Source organism: Terrabacter sp. Soil810, from assembly GCF_001429645.1.
Lineage (GTDB): Bacteria > Actinomycetota > Actinomycetes > Actinomycetales > Dermatophilaceae > Terrabacter.
The window spans coordinates 13,184-32,496 of record NZ_LMSW01000011.1 but is presented as its reverse complement, the minus strand read 5'-3'; the positions used below and the strand labels follow the sequence as shown (position 1 = coordinate 32,496).

Annotated in this window: 18 protein-coding genes and 2 tRNA genes; 16 read left to right on the top strand and 4 right to left on the bottom strand. The window is 71.7% G+C overall.

Features of this window, described 5'->3' with window-relative positions; all coding sequences use genetic code 11:
* Positions 1–2,421 (bottom strand): phosphoketolase, encoded by a 2,421-nt coding sequence (locus ASG96_RS05990; protein WP_200962656.1) that lies wholly within the window; start codon positions 2,419–2,421, stop codon positions 1–3.
* Positions 2,422–2,617: 196 nt separating this feature from the next.
* Positions 2,618–2,812 (bottom strand): CsbD family protein, encoded by a 195-nt coding sequence (locus ASG96_RS05985; protein WP_056752081.1) that lies wholly within the window; start codon positions 2,810–2,812, stop codon positions 2,618–2,620.
* Positions 2,813–2,956: 144 nt separating this feature from the next.
* Here ASG96_RS05985 and ASG96_RS05980 point away from each other — a divergent pair, with 144 nt between their 5' ends.
* The 12 genes from ASG96_RS05980 to ASG96_RS05925 all read left to right on the top strand — a co-directional run bounded on the left by ASG96_RS05980 (position 2,957) and on the right by ASG96_RS05925 (position 10,888).
* Positions 2,957–3,976, top strand: coding sequence for a cation diffusion facilitator family transporter (locus ASG96_RS05980; RefSeq protein WP_057588329.1), 1,020 nt, complete (start codon positions 2,957–2,959; stop codon positions 3,974–3,976).
* On the top strand, positions 3,973–4,485 hold the full coding sequence (locus ASG96_RS05975) for a methylated-DNA--[protein]-cysteine S-methyltransferase (protein WP_057587311.1): 513 nt from the start codon (positions 3,973–3,975) through the stop codon (positions 4,483–4,485). Before ASG96_RS05980 ends, ASG96_RS05975 begins: the two co-directional genes overlap by 4 nt.
* An 89-nt stretch (positions 4,486–4,574) precedes the next feature.
* Entirely contained in the window at positions 4,575–5,075 is a 501-nt protein-coding gene (locus tag ASG96_RS05970; protein WP_056752074.1) for an RNA polymerase sigma factor, read from the top strand.
* On the top strand, positions 5,068–5,676 hold the full coding sequence (locus ASG96_RS05965; protein ID WP_056752071.1) for a methylated-DNA--[protein]-cysteine S-methyltransferase: 609 nt from the start codon (positions 5,068–5,070) through the stop codon (positions 5,674–5,676). The genes ASG96_RS05970 and ASG96_RS05965 overlap by 8 nt, the downstream gene beginning before the upstream one ends.
* Positions 5,677–5,793: 117 nt before the next feature.
* A complete protein-coding gene (locus ASG96_RS05960) occupies positions 5,794–6,273 on the top strand; it encodes a nitroreductase/quinone reductase family protein (RefSeq protein ID WP_056752068.1) in 480 nt (159 codons plus the stop codon).
* Positions 6,274–6,378: 105 nt separating this feature from the next.
* Positions 6,379–6,927: an NUDIX domain-containing protein gene (locus ASG96_RS05955; protein ID WP_057587309.1), complete on the top strand. Its 549-nt coding sequence runs from the start codon at positions 6,379–6,381 to the stop codon at positions 6,925–6,927.
* Positions 6,928–7,107: 180 nt separating this feature from the next.
* Positions 7,108–7,611 (top strand): SigE family RNA polymerase sigma factor, encoded by a 504-nt coding sequence (locus ASG96_RS05950; protein ID WP_056754415.1) that lies wholly within the window; start codon positions 7,108–7,110, stop codon positions 7,609–7,611.
* Positions 7,608–8,489 carry a hypothetical protein gene (locus ASG96_RS05945; protein ID WP_056752063.1) on the top strand — a complete coding sequence of 294 codons (882 nt, stop codon included), beginning with the start codon at positions 7,608–7,610 and terminating at the stop codon, positions 8,487–8,489. The genes ASG96_RS05950 and ASG96_RS05945 overlap by 4 nt, the downstream gene beginning before the upstream one ends.
* Before the next feature lie 38 nt (positions 8,490–8,527).
* Positions 8,528–9,574: a PHP domain-containing protein gene (locus ASG96_RS05940; protein ID WP_057587307.1), complete on the top strand. Its 1,047-nt coding sequence runs from the start codon at positions 8,528–8,530 to the stop codon at positions 9,572–9,574.
* 104 nt (positions 9,575–9,678) lie between these two features.
* A tRNA-Glu gene (locus tag ASG96_RS05935) sits at positions 9,679–9,751 on the top strand.
* A 32-nt stretch (positions 9,752–9,783) separates the two neighbouring features.
* Positions 9,784–9,857 (top strand) — tRNA-Asp (locus ASG96_RS05930).
* 74 nt (positions 9,858–9,931) lie between these two features.
* Positions 9,932–10,888, top strand: coding sequence for a D-2-hydroxyacid dehydrogenase family protein (locus ASG96_RS05925; protein ID WP_057587305.1), 957 nt, complete (start codon positions 9,932–9,934; stop codon positions 10,886–10,888).
* A gap of 101 nt (positions 10,889–10,989) precedes the next feature.
* Here ASG96_RS05925 and ASG96_RS05920 read toward each other — a convergent pair whose 3' ends face one another.
* Entirely contained in the window at positions 10,990–12,132 is a 1,143-nt protein-coding gene (locus ASG96_RS05920) for a CdaR family transcriptional regulator (protein WP_082591659.1), read from the bottom strand.
* A gap of 147 nt (positions 12,133–12,279) precedes the next feature.
* Between ASG96_RS05920 and ASG96_RS05915 the strand changes: the two genes are divergently transcribed.
* From ASG96_RS05915 to ASG96_RS05905, 3 genes are read left to right on the top strand one after another with little or no spacing between them, the layout of a single operon-like run.
* Complete coding sequence (locus ASG96_RS05915) at positions 12,280–13,350, top strand: ferredoxin reductase (RefSeq protein ID WP_057587301.1); 1,071 nt, start codon at positions 12,280–12,282, stop codon at positions 13,348–13,350.
* Positions 13,351–13,363: 13 nt separating this feature from the next.
* Entirely contained in the window at positions 13,364–14,650 is a 1,287-nt protein-coding gene (locus ASG96_RS05910; protein WP_057587299.1) for an acyl-CoA desaturase, read from the top strand.
* Complete coding sequence (locus ASG96_RS05905; RefSeq protein ID WP_235509078.1) at positions 14,640–15,341, top strand: HAD family phosphatase; 702 nt, start codon at positions 14,640–14,642, stop codon at positions 15,339–15,341. Before ASG96_RS05910 ends, ASG96_RS05905 begins: the two co-directional genes overlap by 11 nt.
* Positions 15,342–15,483: 142 nt before the next feature.
* Here the strand turns inward: ASG96_RS05905 and ASG96_RS05900 are convergent, their stop codons facing one another.
* A complete protein-coding gene (locus tag ASG96_RS05900; RefSeq protein WP_057587297.1) occupies positions 15,484–16,920 on the bottom strand; it encodes a GuaB1 family IMP dehydrogenase-related protein in 1,437 nt (478 codons plus the stop codon).
* A 199-nt stretch (positions 16,921–17,119) separates the two neighbouring features.
* Here ASG96_RS05900 and ASG96_RS05895 point away from each other — a divergent pair, with 199 nt between their 5' ends.
* The gene (locus ASG96_RS05895) at positions 17,120–19,258 is read left to right on the top strand and encodes an MMPL family transporter (RefSeq protein WP_057587295.1); all 2,139 of its coding nucleotides are present in this window, start codon (positions 17,120–17,122) and stop codon (positions 19,256–19,258) included.
* The last annotated feature ends 55 nt before the right edge of the window (positions 19,259–19,313 follow it).

Here is a 19,313-nt window from a genome sequence, read left to right as displayed (position 1 = left end):
TCAGTCCTCGAGCGGGGTCGTCATGACCCAGTCGCGCACCTGCGGCATGTCCTCGAGGTGCTCGACGATGTAGTCGTGGTGCTTCGCGAGCTGCGCCTCGCACCACGCCTTGACCTCGCTCGACCCGCGCACCTGCCGACCGGCGTTGTTGATGGCGTCCATGACGAGCGAGTAGCGGTCGACGCCGTTGCGCACGACCATGTCGAACGGTGTCGTGGTCGTGCCCTCCTCGCTGAACCCGCGCACGTGGAAGCGGTCGGCGTCGGGTCGGCCGTGGACGAGCTGGTGGATCGCCCCGGGGTAGCCGTGGAAGGCGAAGACGACGTCGACGTGGTCGGTGAAGAGCTCGCCGAACCGCACGTCGTCCATGCCGTGGGGGTGGCTGCGCGCCCGCGGCAGTGTCATGAGGTCGACGACGTTGACGACGCGGACGCGCAGCTGCGGCAGCTTCTCCTTGAGGATCTGGGCCGCTGCGACTACCTCCATCGTCACGACGTCCCCCGCGCAGCCGAGCACGACGTCGGGGTCGCGGTCGCCGTCGTCGCTGCCCGCCCAGTCCCAGATGCCGGCGCCGGCCGCGCTGTGCGCGATCGCCTCGTCCATCGTCAGCCACTGCGGCTGGGGCTGCTTGTCGATGACGATGAGGTTGACGTAGTTCCTCGACCTGAAACAGTGGTCGGCAACGGACAGAAGGCAGTTCGCGTCCGGCGGCAGGTAGATGCGCGAGACGTCGCCCCGCGCGTTGAGGACGGTCTGGATGAGTCCCGGGCCCTGGTGCGAGAAGCCGTTGTGGTCGTTGCGCCACGCCGTCGAGGTCAGCAGGATGTTGAGGCTCGGCACCTCGGCCCGCCAGTCGAGCTTGTTGGCCTCCTGGAGCCACTTGCTGTGCTGCACGGTCATCGAGGCGCTCACCATGGCGAACGCCTCGTACGTCGCGAAGAGCCCGTGCCGCCCGGTCAGCGTGTAGCCCTCGAGCCAGCCGTGGCACGAGTGCTCCGAGAGCACCTCCATGACGCGCCCGTCGTGCGAGAGCTTGATGTCGTCGGCGGTGACCCGCTCGGCCGTCATCCGGTCGGACACGTCGAAGACGGCGCCGACCCGGTTGCTGTTCGTCTCGTCGGGGCTGAACAGGCGGAAGGTCGTCGGGTTGCGGACGTAGAGCTCGCGCATCATCTCGCCGATGGCGCGCGTGGACTCCTCCCGGACGGTCGCGGGCGCCGGCACGTCGCGCGCGAAGTCGCGGAAGTCGGGGATGTCGAGGTCGGTCGTCAGCGCGCCGCCGTTCGCGTGCGGCGATGCGCTCATCCGCAGGGTGCCCTCCGGGTTTGCCTGCAGCACGAGGTCGGTCGGCCTTCCCGACGCGTCGAAGAGCTCGTCGGGCCGGTAGGAGCGCAGCCATGTCTCGAGGACGGCGAGGTGCTCGGGGTTGTCCTTGACGCCGGACAGCGGCACCTGGTGCGAGCGCCACGAGCCGGTCACCGGGATCCCGTCGACCTCCTCGGGACCGGTCCACCCCTTCGGCGTGCGCAGCACGATCAGGGGCCACCGCGGCCGCTCCCCCATGACCCACCCGTCGGCGCGGGCCTCCTGCTGGATGGCGCGGATCCGGCCGTATGCCGTCGCCAGCGTCTCCGCGAAGCGCTCGTGCATGCCCGGCACGTCGTCACCCTCGACCTCGAGCACGTCGTAGCCGTGGCCCTCGAGCAGGCTGCGCACCTCCGCGGGGTCCTTGCGGCCGAGCACCGTCGGGCCGGCGATCTTGTGGCCGTTGAGGTGCAGCACGGGCAGCACCGCCCCGTCGCGGCGCGGGTTGAGGAAGGAGATGCCCTTCCACGAGCCCTCGAGCGGGCCGGTCTCGGCCTCGCCGTCACCGACGACGGCGAGGGCCAGCAGGTCGGGGTTGTCCATGACGGCGCCGAAGGCGTGGACGAGCACGTAGCCGAGCTCGCCGCCCTCGTGGATCGAGCCCGGCGTCGTCACGGACACGTGGCTCGGGATGCCGCCGGGTGCCGAGAACTGGCGGAAGAGACGCCTCACGCCGTCCTCGTCGCACGTCACGGCCGGGTAGATCTCGGAGTACGTGCCCTCGAGGTAGCCCGCGGCGACGAGGGCGGGGCCGCCGTGGCCGGGTCCCGTGAGGTAGATCGTCTGCTGGCCGGTGTGGCGGATGACCCTCGACATGTGGGTGTAGACGAACGACAGCCCGGGGCTGGTGCCCCAGTGGCCGAGAAGCCGCGGCTTGATGTCGTCCGGCACGAGCGGGCGCCGCAGCAGGGGGTTGTCCTGCAGGTAGATCTGCCCGATCGTCAGGTAGTTGTCGGCCCGCCACCACGCGTCCATCGACGCGATCTCGTCGGCGGTCGGGGCCGGCACCGCGGTCGGGGCTGGCTCGGTGGTCGTGGCGGTCGTCGATGTCGTCACAGCAGGGCCTCTCGAGGGAAGAGATCGTCCCGTCGAGCCTCACCGACGGACGCCCTGCTGACAAGGGGACGAAGGTCCCTGAACCGGCCAGCCGGCCGGACGGCATACGCCCTCGGTGCGGGTGGGCGCGTCGAACGGGCCCGGGGACGGCAGTGGGCCGGTCCCCGTCGGGACCGGCCCACCCCACTCCGGAAGGTCAGCGGTTGAAGGCGTCCTTGACGTCGTCGCCCGCGTCCTTGAGCTGCTCGCCCCGCTGCTTGAGGTCTGCCGAGGCCTGGTCACGCTTGCCCTCGGCCTCGAGTCGCTCGTTGTCGGTGACCTTTCCGGTGGCTTCCTTGGCCTTGCCCTTCAGGTCTTCACCCATGTTCTTGGCCTTGTCCTCGGTACCCATGTCGGGGCTCCTTTCGCCTTCGCTCGGATACCACTCCCCCTACCCGGTCCCGGACGATCCTCACCAGAGGCGGTCACCGCGTCCGCAGAGGAGTCGCAGGTCATCGGCGTCGGTGGCGTTTGCGACACTGGGGTGGTGTCAGCGATCCCGGGTCCCGCGCCGGACCAGCCCGAAGCGCCCGCGTCATCCGGTCGTGCGCCCCAGACCCGCGACCTGAGCCGGTTCGCCTACCTCTCCATCGCTGCGGCGGTCGTCACCATCACGCTCAAGGTCATCGCATGGCGCATCACCGGCTCGGTGGGCCTGCTCTCCGACGCGGCCGAGTCGGTCGTCAACCTCGTCGCCGCCGTCGCCGTGCTCATCGCGCTCAAGGTCGCGGCGATGCCCGCCGACAAGAACCACCACTACGGGCACACCAAGGCCGAGTACTTCTCGGCGGCGGTCGAGGGGATGATGATCTTCGTCGCCGCCCTCGTGATCATGTACACCGCGGTCGAGCGCTTCCTGCACCCGCAGACGATCGAGAACGTCGGCATCGGCCTGGCCATCTCCGTCGTCGCGTCGGCCGTCAACGGCGCCGTCGCGGTGGTCCTGCTGCGCGCCGGGCGCCAGCACCGCTCGCTCACGCTCACCGCGGACGGCAAGCACCTCATGACCGACGTGTGGACGTCCGCAGGCGTCGTCGTCGGCGTCCTCCTCGTCGGCCTCACCGGCATCGCCCGTCTCGACCCCGTCATCGCCTTCCTCGTCGGCATCAACATCGTCTGGACCGGGTGGAAGCTCATCCGCGAGTCGACCGAGGGCCTCATGGACATCTCGATGCCCAAGGAGGACAACAGCGCGATCGCCGAGATCCTGGCGCGCTTCGTCACGCGCGAGGTCCACTTCCACGCGCTGCGCACCCGCGTCTCGGGCCACCACCGCTTCGCCGAGGTGCACGTCCTCGTGCCGGGCGCGTGGACGGTGCAGCAGGGGCACGACCTCATGGAGGAGGTCGAGGAGGCCGTGCACCGCGAGTTCGGCGAGATCGCCCTGACCTGCCACCTCGAGCCCTCCGAGGACCCCCGGGCCTACGGCGACTACGCGGCCGAGTTCCCCATCCCGACGCACGACGACATCGTCGCTGCGCACGGGTCGACACCGCGGCGCGACCACCCGGCATGAGCCGCGCGCACGTCGTCCTGCCCTCGCCCATCGGCGAGCTGACCGTCGTCGCCGAGGACGGCGCCATCACCCACGTGCTCATGGATGCCGCGAAGTACCGCCCCGAGGACCCCGCGGTCCTCGGCGAGGTCGGCGACCCGGCCGACGAGCTGTTCGCGGCCGCCGGCGTGCAGCTCGCCGCGTACTTCACCGGCGCGCTGACCGAGTTCGACCTCCCGCTCGCACCTCGGGGCGACGCCTTCCACCAGAAGGTGTGGGCGCTGCTGCGCGAGATCCCCTACGGCGAGACGCGCAGCTACGGCGACCTGGCGCGGGCGCTCGGCGACCGCAACCTCGCCCAGGCGGTCGGCACGGCCAACGGCCGCAACCCGATCGCCGTCGTCGTCCCGTGCCACCGCGTCATCGGCGCCGACGGTTCGCTCGTGGGGTACGCCGGTGGGCTGGACCGCAAGCGTTTCCTCCTCGCGCTCGAGGAGCCCCCCGCCGCCACCTCCGGCCGCCTCTTCTGACAGCGCCCAGCCGCACTCGAGTGGGCGGTCCGCCCCGTCCGTCACACTGGGTGACCTCACACTTCCGGAGGCCGGAGCGTCTACAGGGCATGAAGCGACCGTTCGAGCAGGCCGTCACCGAGCACGGGGCCGTGGTGCTGCGCGTCTGCCGCGCCGTGCTCGGCCCGACCGAGGCCGACGACGCATGGTCCGAGACCTTCCTCTCGGCCCTGCGGGCCTGGCCCGACCTGCCCGACGACGCGAACGTCCGGGCCTGGCTCGTCACCATCGCGCACCGCAAGGCCGTCGACGTCGCCCGCGCCGGCGCCCGTCGGGCCGTGCCGGTCGCGGTGGTGCCCGATGCCACAGCCCCTCGCGCCGACCAGCCGGAGGAGGCCCTGCCCGACGGGGACCTCTGGACGGCGGTCGCCGCCCTCCCCGAGAAGCAGCGCCTCTGCGTGGCCTACCACCACGTCGCCGGGCTGCCCCACCCCGAGGTCGCCCGCATCGTCGGCGGAACGCCCGCGGCAGCACGCCGTGCGGCAGCCGACGGCATCGCGCGGCTCCGGTCCACCTACGCCCCCCACGGAAGGGTGAGCACCCATGTCTGACAACCCGATCCAGCTCCTGACGGAGCCCGCCTCCGGCGAGGACGAGCGCCTCGCCGCCCTCCACGCCGCCCTGGTCACCCGCGCTTCGGCGGAGTCCTCCCTCGACGTGACCTACCGCCTCCTCGACTCGCCGGTCGGACCGCTCCTGCTCGCAGCGACCGAGAACGGGGTCGTACGCGTCGCCTTCGAGATCGAGGACCACGACCGCGTTCTCGAGTCGCTCGGGTCGTCGGTCGGATCGCGGATCCTCCGCGGGGGTGTCCGCCTCGACCCGCTGGCGCGCGAGCTCGACGACTACTTCGCCGGGCGCCGGCAGGGATTCGACGTCCCGCTCGACCTGCGGCTGGCCCGCGGTTTCCGGCTCACCGTGCTGCGGCACCTGGGCGAGATCCCGTACGGCTCGACCGAGAGCTACGGCGAGGTCGCCGTGGCGTCCGGCAGCCCGCGGGCCGTGCGGGCCGTCGGGTCGGCGTGCGCGACGAACCCGCTGCCGATCATCGTCCCGTGCCACCGCGTCGTCCGTTCGGACGGCTCCCTCGGCGGCTACCTCGGCGGTCTCCCCACGAAGAAGCGCCTCCTCGCCCTCGAGCGCGCCGCCTGACCCGCAGCTGCCGTGACCGGGTGCTCACTCGAGTGGGACGGGACCTCACTCGAGTGGGACGGGGGGCGGGATCGGCGATCGCCCTCCGCGGCCCTGCCGCGGTGCCATGCTGAGGCGGTGACCGACACGACGAAGCCCGCGGTCGAGGAGGCCCTGGCGCCCGCCGCCCTGGTCAAGCTCGTCAACCCCGTCATGCGGTGGGTGCTGTCGTCGCCCCTGCACGGCATCGCGAGCAAGGGCCTGCTGGTCCTGCACGTGACCGGGCGGCGCACGGGCCGCGTCTACGACGTCCCGGTCGGCCGCCACGAGCTCGACGGGCAGCTCATGACCTACGGGGGCGGCGCCTGGCGGGCCAACCTCCGGGGCGGGGCCGACCTCGAGGTGACGGTCGACGGACGGCGACGCCGTGCGCACGCGGTCCTCGAGGAGGATCCCGACCGCGTCGCGGAGGTCTTCGACCGGCTCCTCGAACGGCTCGGACCCAAGCGGGCCAACCGGGTGGCCCTCAAGGTCAACGTCGACCGTCCGCCGACCCTCGACGAGGTGCGCGCCGGAACGGCCGGCCGCGCCCTGGTGCTCATCACCCTCCTCGACTGACCCACCGACCCCGGCCGCTGGGACGGGGCGCTCACTCGACTGGGACGGGACGCTCACTCGAGTGACGGGTGGGACGATCGGGGGCATGCGTCCCGGAGATCCGTCGTGAGCTGGCCCGTGCGTGCGACCGAGGTCGTCTACGAGAACCCGTGGATCCGCGTGCGCGAGGACGTCGTGACCCGACCCGACGGCACCGAGGGCATCTACGGCGTCGTCGAGCTGCAGCGGCCGGCCGTCTTCGTCGTGGCCCTCACCGACGACGACGAGGTCGTCCTCGTGACGCTCGAACGGCACACCGTCGGGAGCTCCGTCGAGGTCCCGGCCGGAGGCACCGACGGCGAGGACCCGCTTGCGGCCGCCCGCCGCGAGCTCGTCGAGGAGACCGGGCTCGTGGCCCGGGACTGGCTCCGGGTCGGCACGATGAACGCCCTCAACGGCGTGTGCCGCGCGCCGGAGGTCGTCTTCCTCGCGCGGGGGCTCGAGCCGGACCCGGACGCCGCCGACACCACCGCCCGCGCCGAGGAGGGGATCCGTGAGGTCCGCCGCGTCCCGGTCCGCGACGTCCTCGGGCTCGTCCGCGACGGCGCCATCACCGACGGCGAGACGATCGCCGCGGTGATGCTCGCCCTCGTGGCACTCGACCGAGTGTCCTGACGCCGGGTGCCCCGAGCCCGCACCAGGGCCCACTGCGCGACGACGACCGCGCCACCCGGCATATGCCATCTCGCGAATCCCGGCCCGGGTGCAACGGTTCGACGCGCCGCCGTGTCCTAGGGGGTGTACGACACTGACAGCAACGGCACCACCGATGACGACCGGGACCGGCGGGAGCACATGAGACGCAGGGACGAGGCGGCGTTCCGCAGCTTCGTGGAGGAGCGGCAGACCATGCTGCGCCGACGCGCCTACCTGCTCTGCGGCAACTGGGCCGACGGCGACGAGCTCGTCCAGGAGGCGCTCGCCCGCGTCTACGTCGCGTGGCCGCGGATCGCCACCGGCGCCGAGACGGCCTACACGAGACGCACGATGATGAACCTCTACCTCAACGACCAGCGCAAACGACGTCGCGAGGTGCTCACCGACCAGGCACCCGAGCCGGCGACCACCGACCACGACCGCGAGCTCGCGATGACCCTCACCGACCTGCTGCGCGACCTCCCTGAGAAGCAGCGCGCCGTCCTCGTCCTCCGCTTCTGGGAGGACCTCACGGTGCCCCAGATCGCCGAGTGCACGGGCGTGGCCGAGGGCACCATCAAGAGCCAGATCTCGCGCGGGCTCGCCGCCCTGCGCGACCGGCTGGCCGAACCACCACTGACCGGGGCGGGAGCTTTCCCATGAGCGACGACACGACACGCGGGCCCGGCGCCGCGCCGGAGGAGGGCGAGCTCCAGCTGCGAAAGGCGCTGTCCACCATGAACGACCTCGAACCACCCCGCGACGACCTCTTCGCCCAGCGCGCCCTGATGCGCGGGCGGGCCCGCACCTCCCGCCGCCGGTCAGCGCTGCTCGGCGCGGCAGCCGCCGTCGTCGTGGTCGGCGCCGTCGGCGGCACCTGGGCGCTCGGCGACCACGGCGCGTCGTCGAGCAGCGCCAGCGCGGGCTCGGCGCCCGAGGTCATGAAGGACGCGACGGGGAGCGCCGGCGCGGACAACGGCGCCCGATCGCCCCAGACCCTCACCGGCAGCGAGGCGCCCACGGGCGTCGACCTCGTCCCGTCCGCCCCACCTGCTCGCGACACGACCCGGTGGTTCGGCACGCTCTCGACGCCGCAGACCAACGCGTTCGACGCCGTCGAGCCCACCGTGGCCGCGCGCTGGCCCGACGTCTTCTCGGGGGCGTATGCCGCCGACCCAGCAGGTGCCCGCGTGGCCGTCGTGGTCACCCGGCACGACCCCGGCCTCGAGGCCTTCGTGGCCGCCGCGATGCCGTCACCGACCGATGTGGAGTTCGTCGTCATGAGCCATTCCCTGGCCGAGAAGGAGAAGGTCGCGAAGGAGATCCTCGACCAGCGGATGCTGTGGCGCTCCAAGGGGATCGAGATCATCGCCGTGACGCAGGACGCCCGCGGCGACCAGGTCGTCGTCATGGCCGACGAGGGCTCGTCGCCCGGGCTCATCGCCCAGCAGTACGGCGACATCGTACGCGTGGTCCCGTCGACCCAGACGGCGCCCGGCAAGCTGCCGGACGGCAGCACGCTGCCGACCCTGCAGCAGTAGGCGGGCACGGCGTCGGTGCCGCGGTTAGGCTGCTCGGCATGGAGCAGCCGACCCCTCCGCAGGCACCGATCAGCCCGCTCGACGCGCTGCGCCGCATCTGCTTCCTCCTCGAGCGGGGGCGCGAGAGCAGCTACCGCGTCGACGCGTTCCGCAAGACCATCGAGGCGATCACGCTCATCAGCGACGATGAGCTGAAGGAGCGCGTCGAGGCCGGAACCCTCAAGCAGATCAAGGGAATCGGCGACTCGAGCGCCGCGATCATCGGCCAGGCGGTGCGCGGCGTCCTGCCGGCCTACCTCGTCTCGGCGGAGGAGAAGCACGGCGCGCCGCTCACCACCGGCGGCGCCGACCTCTACGCCGCCCTCCGCGGAGACCTGCACGCCCACTCCAACTGGAGCGACGGCGGCAGCCCGATCGAGGAGATGGTGCTCGCCGCCGTCGAGCTCAGGCAGGATTGGATGGCGCTGACCGACCACTCGCCGCGCCTCACCGTCGCCAACGGCCTGAGCCGGGCCCGCCTCGCCGACCAGCTGAAGCGTGTCGACGCGATCAACGCGAGCCTGGGCGACGCGTTCACGCTCCTCAGCGGCATCGAGGTCGACATCCACCTCGACGGCACGCTCGACCAGGACGACGACATGCTCGACCAGCTCGACGTCGTCACCGCCTCGATCCACTCCAAGCTGCGGCAGCCCTCGTTCGAGATGACGCCCCGCATGGTGGCCGCCGTGCGCAACCCGCACACCAACGTGCTCGCCCACTGCACCGGCCAGCTCGTGACGGGCAACCGCGGCAAGCGTCCGCCGTCGCAGTTCGACGCCGAGAAGGTCTTCCGGGCCTGCCTCGAGCACGACGTCGCCGTCGAGATCAACTCGCGTCCAGAGCGGTGTGACCCGCCCGACGAGCTCATCGAGCTGGCCCGCGACCTCGGCTGCCTCTTCACCATCGACTCCGACGCGCACGCACCCGGACAGCTCGACATGAAGTCTCTCGGCTGTGAGCGCGCCGAGCGCCTCGGCATCCCCGCCGAACGCATCGTCACGACGTGGCCCGTCGACGAGGTCCGGGCCTGGGCGAAGGGGTGACCGGAGAGGTTGCCGAAGGGGCTCCGGACGGCCGTTCGGAGGCGATTTGGACGGTGCCGGAATCTCCCATATAGTTTCGACGTCCCAACGGATAGGTCGGGCAGGTCCCCATCGTCTAGCGGCCTAGGACTCCGCCCTTTCACGGCGGCAGCACGGGTTCGAATCCCGTTGGGGATACGCAGTACAGTTCGACACGCACCACCCAGTAAGGCCCCGTAGCGCAGTTGGTTAGCGCGCCGCCCTGTCACGGCGGAGGTCGCCGGTTCGAGCCCGGTCGGGGTCGCAAGACACCAGAAGCGCCGCTCTCATCAGAGAGCGGCGCTTCTCGCATGTGGGGGTCCTCGTAGGCTGTGCCCTGTGCGGATCGCGGTGCTCGACGACTACCAGGGCGTGGCCCTGTCCAGCGCCGACTGGTCGCCGGTCACCGACCACCCGGGCTCCCCCTGCTCGGTCGAGGTGTTCCGGGACCACGTCAGCGAGGCAGGAGCGCTCGTCGAGCGGCTCGCGCCCTACGACGCCGTCGTCGTCATGCGCGAGCGCACCCCGCTGTCGGCCGCGGTCCTGGCCTCGCTCCCCCGGCTGCGGCTCGTCGTCACGACCGGCCGCCGCAACCCGAGCATCGACGTCACGGCCGCGACCGCGGCCGGCATCACCGTCTGCGGCACCGAGAGCCTGGCGACGGCACCGGCCGAGCTCACCTGGGCCCTCGTCCTCGGGCTGGCCCGACAGCTCGTCCCCGAGTCCACGGCCGTGCGCGACGGCGGCTGGCAGACGACCGTGGGTCGCGACCTCGCGGCCCACACGCTCGGCCTGCTCGGCCTCGGTCGCATCGGCACCCAGGTCGCCGCGGTCGGCCGCGCGTTCGGGATGGACGTCGTCGCGTGGAGCCGCAGCCTCACCCCCGAGCGGGCGGCGCAGGCGGGCGTCCGATCGGCCTCGCTCGACGACGTGCTGTCCGGCTCAGACGTCGTCTCGATCCACCTCGTCCTCGCCGAGGGCACCCGCGGCCTCGTCGGCGAGCGCGAGCTGGCGCTCATGCGACCCGACGCGATGCTGGTCAACACCTCCCGGGGCCCGATCGTCGACGAGCGCGCCCTCCTGGCGGCTCTCGACCGTGGCCACCTCGGAGGCGTCGGACTCGACGTCTTCGACGTGGAGCCCCTGCCCGTCGACCACCCCCTGCGCACCGCGCCGCGCACGCTGCTGACGCCGCACCTCGGCTACGTGACGCGCGACGTCTACGCGACGTTCTTCAGCGGCGTCGTCGAGGACGTGACGGCATACCTCGACGGCTCCCCGATCCGAGCGCTCTGATCGATCGTCGGGCGCGAGGTCGCGCGTTCGCCGCGTCCTGGCGCCCGACCTGCCCACCCGAGGGCGTATGCCGTGCGCCCGGCCCCGCCCGTGACGTGACCTCAGCGGTGGCCGGCGCGCAGGACGAGCTGGAGCTCGAAGCGCACCTCCGGGTCGTCGAGGGCCTCGCCGAAGAGCTCCTTGAGCTGGGCGACCCGGTAGCCCACCGTCTGCTGGTGGACGAAGAGCTCGGCGGCGATCGGCGCGCGCTGCCCCTGGTGGCGCAGCCACGACAGGAGCGTCTCGGTCAGGCGCTCGCGCACGGCGGGCCGCAGGCTGTCGAGCGGCGCGAGCCGCGTGCGGGCGAGGTCGTCGGTGGCGAGCGGCTCGGCGAGCACGACGAGCTCGGCGAGGTGGTCCTCGACCCACACGGGGGCGGCGTCGCCGTGCGGCCGGTCCGGTCCCGGCGCCACGCCGTGGGCCCCCGCCGACGTCGCCAGGTGCAGCGACTCGCTCGCCTGCTGCCACGGACGCGCCGGTCCGACGATCGCGCGGCGCCCGCGCAGGGCCCGCTCGAGGTCGCGCCGACGCGGCTTGCGGCTGACGAACGGGAAGACGACGACGACGTCCGTGCCTCGCTCGGCGACGAGACCGTCGGGTCCGAGCGCGCCGCGCAGCCCGTCGACGTGCGGGAAGGGCACGAGCGCGACGACGACGACCTCGGGCAGGGTCCAGCCGACGGCCGCGGCGAGGCGTGCCACGCCACCGTCGCTGGAGTCGCCGCGCAGGATCATCTCGAGCAGCTCACCGCGCAGGCGCAGCTGCTCGCCGGCGCGCTCGGACTGCTCCTGCGCGTAGCCCTGCGCACTCGCCGCCGACAGCTCGTCGATGTAGGCGAAGAGCGACTCCCCGAGCGAGAGCAGCACGTCGGGCGGCAGCTGCGACACGTCGACGGTGCGCGAGATGGCGCGGAAGGTGACGCGGGCGCCGTAGCGGTAGGCGGCGAGCAGCGACTCGAGGCTCCGGCCCGAGCGGACCTCCCCGCGACCGAGGTTCTCGTAGACCCACTTGCCGTCCTCCGACAGCGCCGGCAAGCGGGTGCCCGGCAGGTCGAGGAAGCGGTTGAGCGCCACCGTCACGCCCCGACGGACGCCCTGGCCGAAGCGGCCCTCCATCGGCATCGCATAGACCGGCACGTCACGGGGTATGCCCTCGATGATGGCCTCGACGATGTCGCCGACGACGGGCCGCAGAACGGTCGTCACTTCGGCGGGCAGAGACAACCACGGCGGGTCAGACGTGTCCTGCGCCACTTCGACCTCCTGCATTTTGTCGTCGCGCAACAGTTTCTCACTCCAAAGAGTACGCGCCACCCCAAGATCCCGAGGGGCTTGGGCGACGACCATAGGAGGATGACCCAGATCAGAGCTCTCCGGCGGGTGGCGTCGCTCCTGACGACCCCTCTCGCTCCCGAGGACATCATCAATCTGGTCAACCCGCTGGCCTCGGCGCGCCAGCTGCGGGGCGTCGTCACGAAGGTGGTCCGCGAGACCCCCGACTCGACGACGATCCATTTCCGTCCCGGCCGCGGCTGGAACCCCCACGCCGCCGGCCAGTGGGCCCGCATCGGCGTCGAGATCGACGGTGTGCGGCAGTGGCGCAGCTACTCCCTGTCGGCCGCCGTCGGGCACGACCCGGCCATCACGGTGACCGCGATCGGCTTCGTGTCGACGGCCCTCGCCCGCAGCACCAAGGTGGGCGACATCCTCTTCCTCGACACCCCGCAGGGCGACTTCGTGCTCCCCGAGCACCCGCGCCCGCTGCTCATGCTGACCGCCGGCAGCGGCCTGACGCCGGTCATGTCGATGATCCGCACGCTCGTCCCGCGCCGACCCGACGCCGACGTCGTGCTCGTCCACTCGGCGCGCACCCGCGACGACGCCCTCTTCCACGACGAGCTGCTCGAGCTCGCCGACCAGTTCCCCGGCCTCACGGTCCGCCACTGGTTCACCCGCGAGGAGGGCTCGCGCCGCCTCGACCTCTCGGACGTCACCGACCTCGAGACGCTCTGTCCCGACTGGCGCGAGCGGGCGGCATACGCCTGCGGTCCCACCGACTTCCTCGACGCGGCCACCGACCTGTGGCTGCGTGACGGCGACGACGCCACCCACACGAACCTCACCATCGAGCGCTTCGCACCCGTCCTGCTGGAAGGGTCCGGCGGCGAGGGCGGCCTGCTGACGTTCGAGAAGTCCGACAAGGAGGTGGAGGCGGGCGGCGACGTCCCCCTCCTCGAGGCCGGCGAGGACTGCGGCGTCGTCATGCCGAGCGGGTGCCGCATGGGCATCTGCCGCAGCTGCCTCGTCCCCCTGGTCGCCGGCAAGGTCCGCGACCTGCGCACCGGTGAGGTCCACGGTGACGAGGGCGAGCTCATCCAGACCTGTGTCAACGCGGCCGCCGGACCCGTCCACCTGGACATCTGAGAAGGGAACCACCATGACTGCCACCACGAACCGACCGACGACGACGCCCCTCGAGGACGCCGCCACCGGTGTCGTCGAGGGCACCGCCTCGACGACCCGGCCCCGCAAGCCGATCCTCGCCGCGTCGGGCGGACCCGCGAAGCGCCCCCGCGCCGCCGCGCACCTCACCGACGCCGACGTCGAGCAGCTCGGCAAGGAGCTCGACGCCCTGCGCGACCGCGTCATCGCGACGCGTGGCGCAGCCGACGCGGCCTACATCCGCAGGGTCATCCGCATCCAGCGCACCCTCGAGGTCGCCGGCCGCGCCACCCTGCTCTTCTCGAAGAAGAAGACGGCGTTCGTCGCCGGCACCGCGATGCTCTCGGTCGCGAAGATCCTCGAGAACATGGAGATCGGCCACAACGTCCTGCACGGCCAGTGGGACTGGATGCGCGACCCCGACATCCACTCGACCACGTGGGAGTGGGACTTCGTCACGCCGGCGGCCGCGTGGAAGCACACGCACAACGACCTGCACCACACGTGGACCAACGTGCTGGGCAAGGACAAGGACGTGGGCTACTCCATCCTGCGCATGGACGAGGACCAGCCCTGGCACCCGGGCAACCTCGGCAACCCGCTGTACAACATGATCCTCGCGCCCTTCTTCGAGTGGGGCATCGCGATCTACGACCTCGAGCTCGAGGCCGTCAAGGACGGCGAGAAGTCCAAGGACGACCTCAAGAAGGACCTCAAGGCCATGGGCCGCAAGGTCGTCCGCCAGTTCACCAAGGACTACGCCGCCACCCCGCTCGCCGCCGTCCCCTTCGGCTCGGGCAAGCAGGCCCTCATCGGCACCTTCACGGCCAACGCCATCCGCAACGTCTGGGCGCACTCCGTCATCTTCTGCGGCCACTTCCCCGACGGCGTCGACACGTTCACCGAGGAGGAGATCGAGGGCGAGACCCGCGGCGACTGGTACATCCGCCAGATGCTCGGCTCGGCCAACATCTCGGGCAGCAAGTTCATGCACATCATGACGGGCAACCTCAGCCACCAGATCGAGCACCACTGCTTCCCCGACCTGCCGAGCAACCGCTACCACGAGGTCGCCGTCGAGGTGCGCGAGATCTGCCAGCGCTACGGACTGCCGTACACGACCGGCCCGCTGCCCAAGCAGGTCTACCAGGCGTGGGCCAAGGTGTTCCGCCTCGCCCTGCCCAACCGCCCGCGACCGCTGCCGAAGAACGCCGCCCACGCCGTCAACGCCCCGGTCCCGCTGCGGCGCTCCGCCCTGCCGATGGTGGCCCGTGTCGGCTGAGGCGGGAGCACGACCGGTGCCGACGGCCGCCTTCTTCGACCTCGACCGCACGCTGATCCGGGGGTCCGCCAACTACCCGCTCGCGATCGCCGCCTTCCGGGGCGGTCACGTGCCGTGGAAGGACCTCGTCAAGGACACCGTCAACGCGATCTCCTTCCACCGCAAGGGCTCCACCGACGAAGGGTCGGAGGCGCTGCGTGAGCGCATCCTCCGGGCGGTGGCCGGCATCCCGCAGTCCGACATCATCCACCTGACCGACGCGATCGTGCCGGGCATCGTGCGCAAGGCGATCCCGGCGTCGATGGCGCTGCTGTCGGAGGCCCGCCAGCGCGGGCACGACCGCATCGTCGTGTCGGCCTCGCCGATCGAGCTCGTCAGCCGCATCGCGACGGCGCTCGGGCTCGAGGGTGCCGTCGCGACCCGCAGCGAGCTCGACGAGCAGGGCCGCTACACCGGCCAGCTCACGGGCGAGTTCTGTTACGGCGCAGGCAAGGTCATCGAGATCGAGAAGCTCGCGGCCGAGCGCGGCTACGACCTGTCCCGGTGCGCCGCCTACAGCGACTCGATCAGCGACCTCCCGATGATGGAGCGGGTGGGTGAGGCCGTGGCCGTCAACCCCGACGGCGAGCTGCGCGAGCTCGCCCGCGAGCGCGGTTGGCGCGTCGTCGAGGTCGGCCGCAAGCGCCACTGATCGCGTATGCCGTCGCCTCCCGAGGGTGACCGCGTGATGGTCTGCGCTTCGGTGGGGTGATCACCCCACTGGACGGCGGATCATCCGGCAGGTCTCGCGCCGATCGTCCGCCGCTGACACGGGCCGCCGTCGGGCGCCGGCGTCACCAGGAGGTGTGGAGCGGGCGCCCCTCGGCGAAGCCGGCCGTGCTCTGGAGCCCGACGACCGCCCGCTCGTGGAACTCCTCGAGCGTGCGCGCACCGGCATACGTGCAGCTGCTGCGCAACCCGGCGACGATCTCGTCGATGACGTCCTCGACGGAGGGGCGCGCGGGGTCGATGTACATCCGCGCCGTGCTGATGCCCTCCTCGAAGAGGGACTTGCGGGCGCGGTCGTAGTCGGTGTCGGTCGCGGTGCGGTTGCGCACGGCCCGGCTGCTCGCCATGCCGAACGACTCCTTGTACTGGCGCCCGTCGTTGTCGGTGTACAGGTCGCCGGGCGACTCGAGCGTGCCCGCGAACCACGAACCGATCATGACGTTGGACGCGCCTGCCGCGAGCGCGAGGGCGACGTCGCGCGGGTGACGCACTCCACCGTCAGCCCAGACGTGCTTGCCGAGATCCCTTGCAGCCGCGGCACATTCGAGCACTGCCGAGAACTGTGGCCGACCGACCGCGGTCATCATCCGGGTCGTGCACATCGCCCCCGGGCCCACCCCGACCTTGACGACGTCGGCACCGGCCTCGACCAGCTCACGCGTGCCGGCGGCAGACACGACGTTGCCGGCGACGACCGGTACCTGCGGGTCGAGCGCCCGCACCGCACGCAGCGCGTCGATCATCTTGTCCTGGTGCCCGTGGGCGGTGTCGATGACGAGGACGTCGGCGCCGGTGTCGAGCACCTCGGCGGCCTTGGCCGCGACGTCACCGTTGATGCCGACCGCCGCGGCCACCCGCAGGCGCTGCCTGTCGTCGACGGCCGGCTGGTAGAGGCCGGCTCGGATCGCACCACCCCGGGTCAGGATGCCGACGAGCTCGCCGTGCTCGGAGACGACGGGGGCGACCTTGCGCCGCGCAGCCGAGAGCCGCTCGAAGGCCTCCTGCGGGTCGATGGAGTCGGGCAGCACGACCATGTCCTCGTGCATGACGTCGTGCACCTGCGTGTAGCGGTCGACGCCGGTCAGGTCCTTCTCGGTGACGATGCCCACGGGCTTCGGACCGTCGACGACGACTGCGGCACCGTGGGCCCGCTTGCCGATGAGGACGAGCGCCTCGCCGGCCGTCATGTGCCGCTCGAGGGTGATCGCCGTGTCGTGGACGAGGTGGCGCTGCTTGACCCAGCCGACGACGTCGCGGACCACCTCGACGGGGATGTCCTGCGGGATGACGGCGATGCCGCCACGTCGGGCGACGGTCTCGGCCATGCGCCGACCGGCGATGGCGGTCATGTTGGCGACGACGAGCGGGATCGTCGTGCCCGAGCCGTCGACCGACGACAGGTCGACGTCGAGGCGGCTCGTGACCGACGAGCGGCTGGGCACCATGAAGACGTCGTCGTAGGTGAGGTCGAGCTGGGGCTGGAGACCGTTGAGGAACTGCACGGGAACCCATGGTAGGCGGTTCCGGTGCGAGCGGCGGTCGACACCCGGCCCTGACGGGGCAGCGGGGTCAGGGTCCTCCCCCACCTGACCCTGAAGTCGACCCCCAACCTGGCCCCAACCCCTGTTCGCGCGGCCGTCGGCGGCCCTAGCGTTGATGGGGCCGCGACTGCGCGGCAGACTCCGGTAGGGGGCAAATGCCATGAATGACAACAGGATCGGCGATGTCGGGCGGCTTGCGCGAATCCCGTCCTCCCGGGTGACGAAGTGGCTCGTCGTCGGCTTCTGGATCGTCGTGGTCGGCTTCCTCGCCGGCCCGTCGTCGAAGCTGCAGTCGGTCCTCAACAACGAGGCCGCGTCATGGCTTCCCGCGGACGCCCAGTCGACCCAGGTCGTCGACCAGATCTCGGCGTTCCAGAGCACCAACGAGTTCCCCGCCGTCATCGTCTACGAGCGGCCGAGCGGCGTCACGCCGGCCGACCTCGCCGCCGTGACCGCGCAGGTCGCGCGCTTCAACGCCCTCGAGCCGGTCAAGCGCGACTCGGTCGGCCCGATCCCGTCCGCCGACGGCCAGGCGCTCCAGGTCATCGTCCCGGTCGACGCCGGGGAAGCCGGCTGGGACTCCCTCAGCACCACGGCGACGCAGATGCGCGACATCGCCGCCAACGGGCCCGCCGGTCTCTCGATGCACGTCACCGGGCCGGTCGGCTACGGCGCGGACTCGTCGGAGGCGTTCTCCGGCATCGACGGCAAGCTGCTCTACAGCGCGATGGCCGTCGTGATCCTCATCCTGCTCATCACCTACCGAAGCCCGATCCTCTGGCTCCTTCCCGTCGTCTCGGCGGGCACCGCCCTGTTCGTCGCGCAGGGCGTCATCTACTTCCTCGCCGACGGCGACACCCTCACGGTCAACGCGCAGAGCTCCGGCATCCTCACGGTCATCGTCTTCGGCGCCGGTACCGACTACGCGCTGCTCCTCGTGGCGCGCTACCGCGAGGAGCTGCGCCGTCACGCCGACCGGCACGAGGCCATGGCGGTTGCCCTGCACCGCGCCGGCCCGGCGATCCTCGCCTCGGGTGCCACGGTCGTCGCCGGCATGCTCTGCCTCCTCTTCGCGTCCATGAGCTCGACGAAGGGACTGGGCCCCGTCGCCGCGATCGGCATCGCCGTCGCCCTGCTCGTCATGCTGACGCTGCTGCCGGCCCTGCTCGTCGTCCTGGGCCGCTGGGTCTTCTGGCCCGTCCGCCCGACCCTGGGCTCCGTCGACGGCACCCGCGACGGGGTCTGGGCCCGCATCGGCGCCCGGATCGCCCGGGCACCGCGACGCACGTGGGTGGTGACGTCGCTCCTGCTCGCGATCGCGTCGCTCGGGGTGCTCCAGCTCAACGCGGTCGGGCTGCAGAACAAGGACTCCTACTACACGACGCCGCCGTCGGTGATCGGCGAGCAGATCGTCGCGAAGCACTTCCCCGCCGGCGGCGGGTCCCCGGTCCTCGTCCTGGCGAACGGGGCCGCCGCCGCCCAGGTGCGGTCGTCGCTCGAGGCGGTCGACGGCGTCGACACGGTCGCCGACCCGGTGACTCGGGACGGCCGCTCGCTCATCCAGGCCACCCTCACCTCGGCCCCGGACTCCGACGCGGCGACCGCGACGCTCGACCGGATCAGGACGGCCATCGCGGCCGTGCCGGGTGCGAACGCCATCGCGGGAGGTGACACGGCGACCCGCGTCGACACGCTCCGGGCCAGCTCCGACGACAACGAGCGGATCATCCCCGTCATCCTCGGCGTCGTCCTGCTCATCCTCGTGCTCCTGCTACGCGCCCTCACCGCACCACTCGTCCTCATCGGGACGGTCCTGCTCTCCTTCGGAGCGGCAATCGGCCTGTCCGCGTTGGTCTTCCGGCACGTGCTGGGGTTCGCCGGCGCCGACTCCTCGTTCCCGCTCTTCGTCTTCGTCTTCCTCGTCGCCCTCGGCATCGACTACAACATCTTCCTCATGACCCGTGTCCACGAGGAGGCGAAGAAGGTCGGGACGTGGCGCGGGTCGCTCGTGGGGCTCGCTGCGACGGGCGGGGTCATCACGTCGGCGGGGCTCGTGCTGGCCGGCACCTTCGCGGTGCTCGCGACGATGCCGATCGTCGCGTTCGCCGAGATCGGCTTCGCCGTGGCACTCGGCGTCCTGCTCGACACGCTGATCGTCCGCTCGGTCCTCGTCACCGCCCTCAACCTCGACATCGGGGCACGGATGTGGTGGCCGAGCCGGCTCGCCCGCACCGATGCCGCGACCACCGCAGCAGCCGAGCGTCCCGAGCCCGCCGCCGAACCGGCTCTTCACGTTTGAGGGGGTCGTCGCCGGCTGGATGTCGGCTGGCGCGTCGGGCCCGGGCAGCGACGCG

What these genes read in the sequence shown, in the direction of transcription:
- ASG96_RS05985 (WP_056752081.1), bottom strand. Translation starts at nt 2,812, where the DNA reads ATGGGTACCGAGGACAAGGCCAAGAACATGGGTGAAGACCTGAAGGGC.
- ASG96_RS05975 (WP_057587311.1), top strand. Translation starts at nt 3,973, where the DNA reads ATGAGCCGCGCGCACGTCGTCCTGCCCTCGCCCATCGGCGAGCTGACC.
- ASG96_RS05970 (WP_056752074.1), top strand. Translation starts at nt 4,575, where the DNA reads ATGAAGCGACCGTTCGAGCAGGCCGTCACCGAGCACGGGGCCGTGGTG.
- ASG96_RS05965 (WP_056752071.1), top strand. Translation starts at nt 5,068, where the DNA reads ATGTCTGACAACCCGATCCAGCTCCTGACGGAGCCCGCCTCCGGCGAG.
- ASG96_RS05950 (WP_056754415.1), top strand. Translation starts at nt 7,108, where the DNA reads ATGAGACGCAGGGACGAGGCGGCGTTCCGCAGCTTCGTGGAGGAGCGG.
- ASG96_RS05945 (WP_056752063.1), top strand. Translation starts at nt 7,608, where the DNA reads ATGAGCGACGACACGACACGCGGGCCCGGCGCCGCGCCGGAGGAGGGC.
- ASG96_RS05940 (WP_057587307.1), top strand. Translation starts at nt 8,528, where the DNA reads ATGGAGCAGCCGACCCCTCCGCAGGCACCGATCAGCCCGCTCGACGCG.
- ASG96_RS05915 (WP_057587301.1), top strand. Translation starts at nt 12,280, where the DNA reads ATGACCCAGATCAGAGCTCTCCGGCGGGTGGCGTCGCTCCTGACGACC.
- ASG96_RS05910 (WP_057587299.1), top strand. Translation starts at nt 13,364, where the DNA reads ATGACTGCCACCACGAACCGACCGACGACGACGCCCCTCGAGGACGCC.
- ASG96_RS05895 (WP_057587295.1), top strand. Translation starts at nt 17,120, where the DNA reads ATGAATGACAACAGGATCGGCGATGTCGGGCGGCTTGCGCGAATCCCG.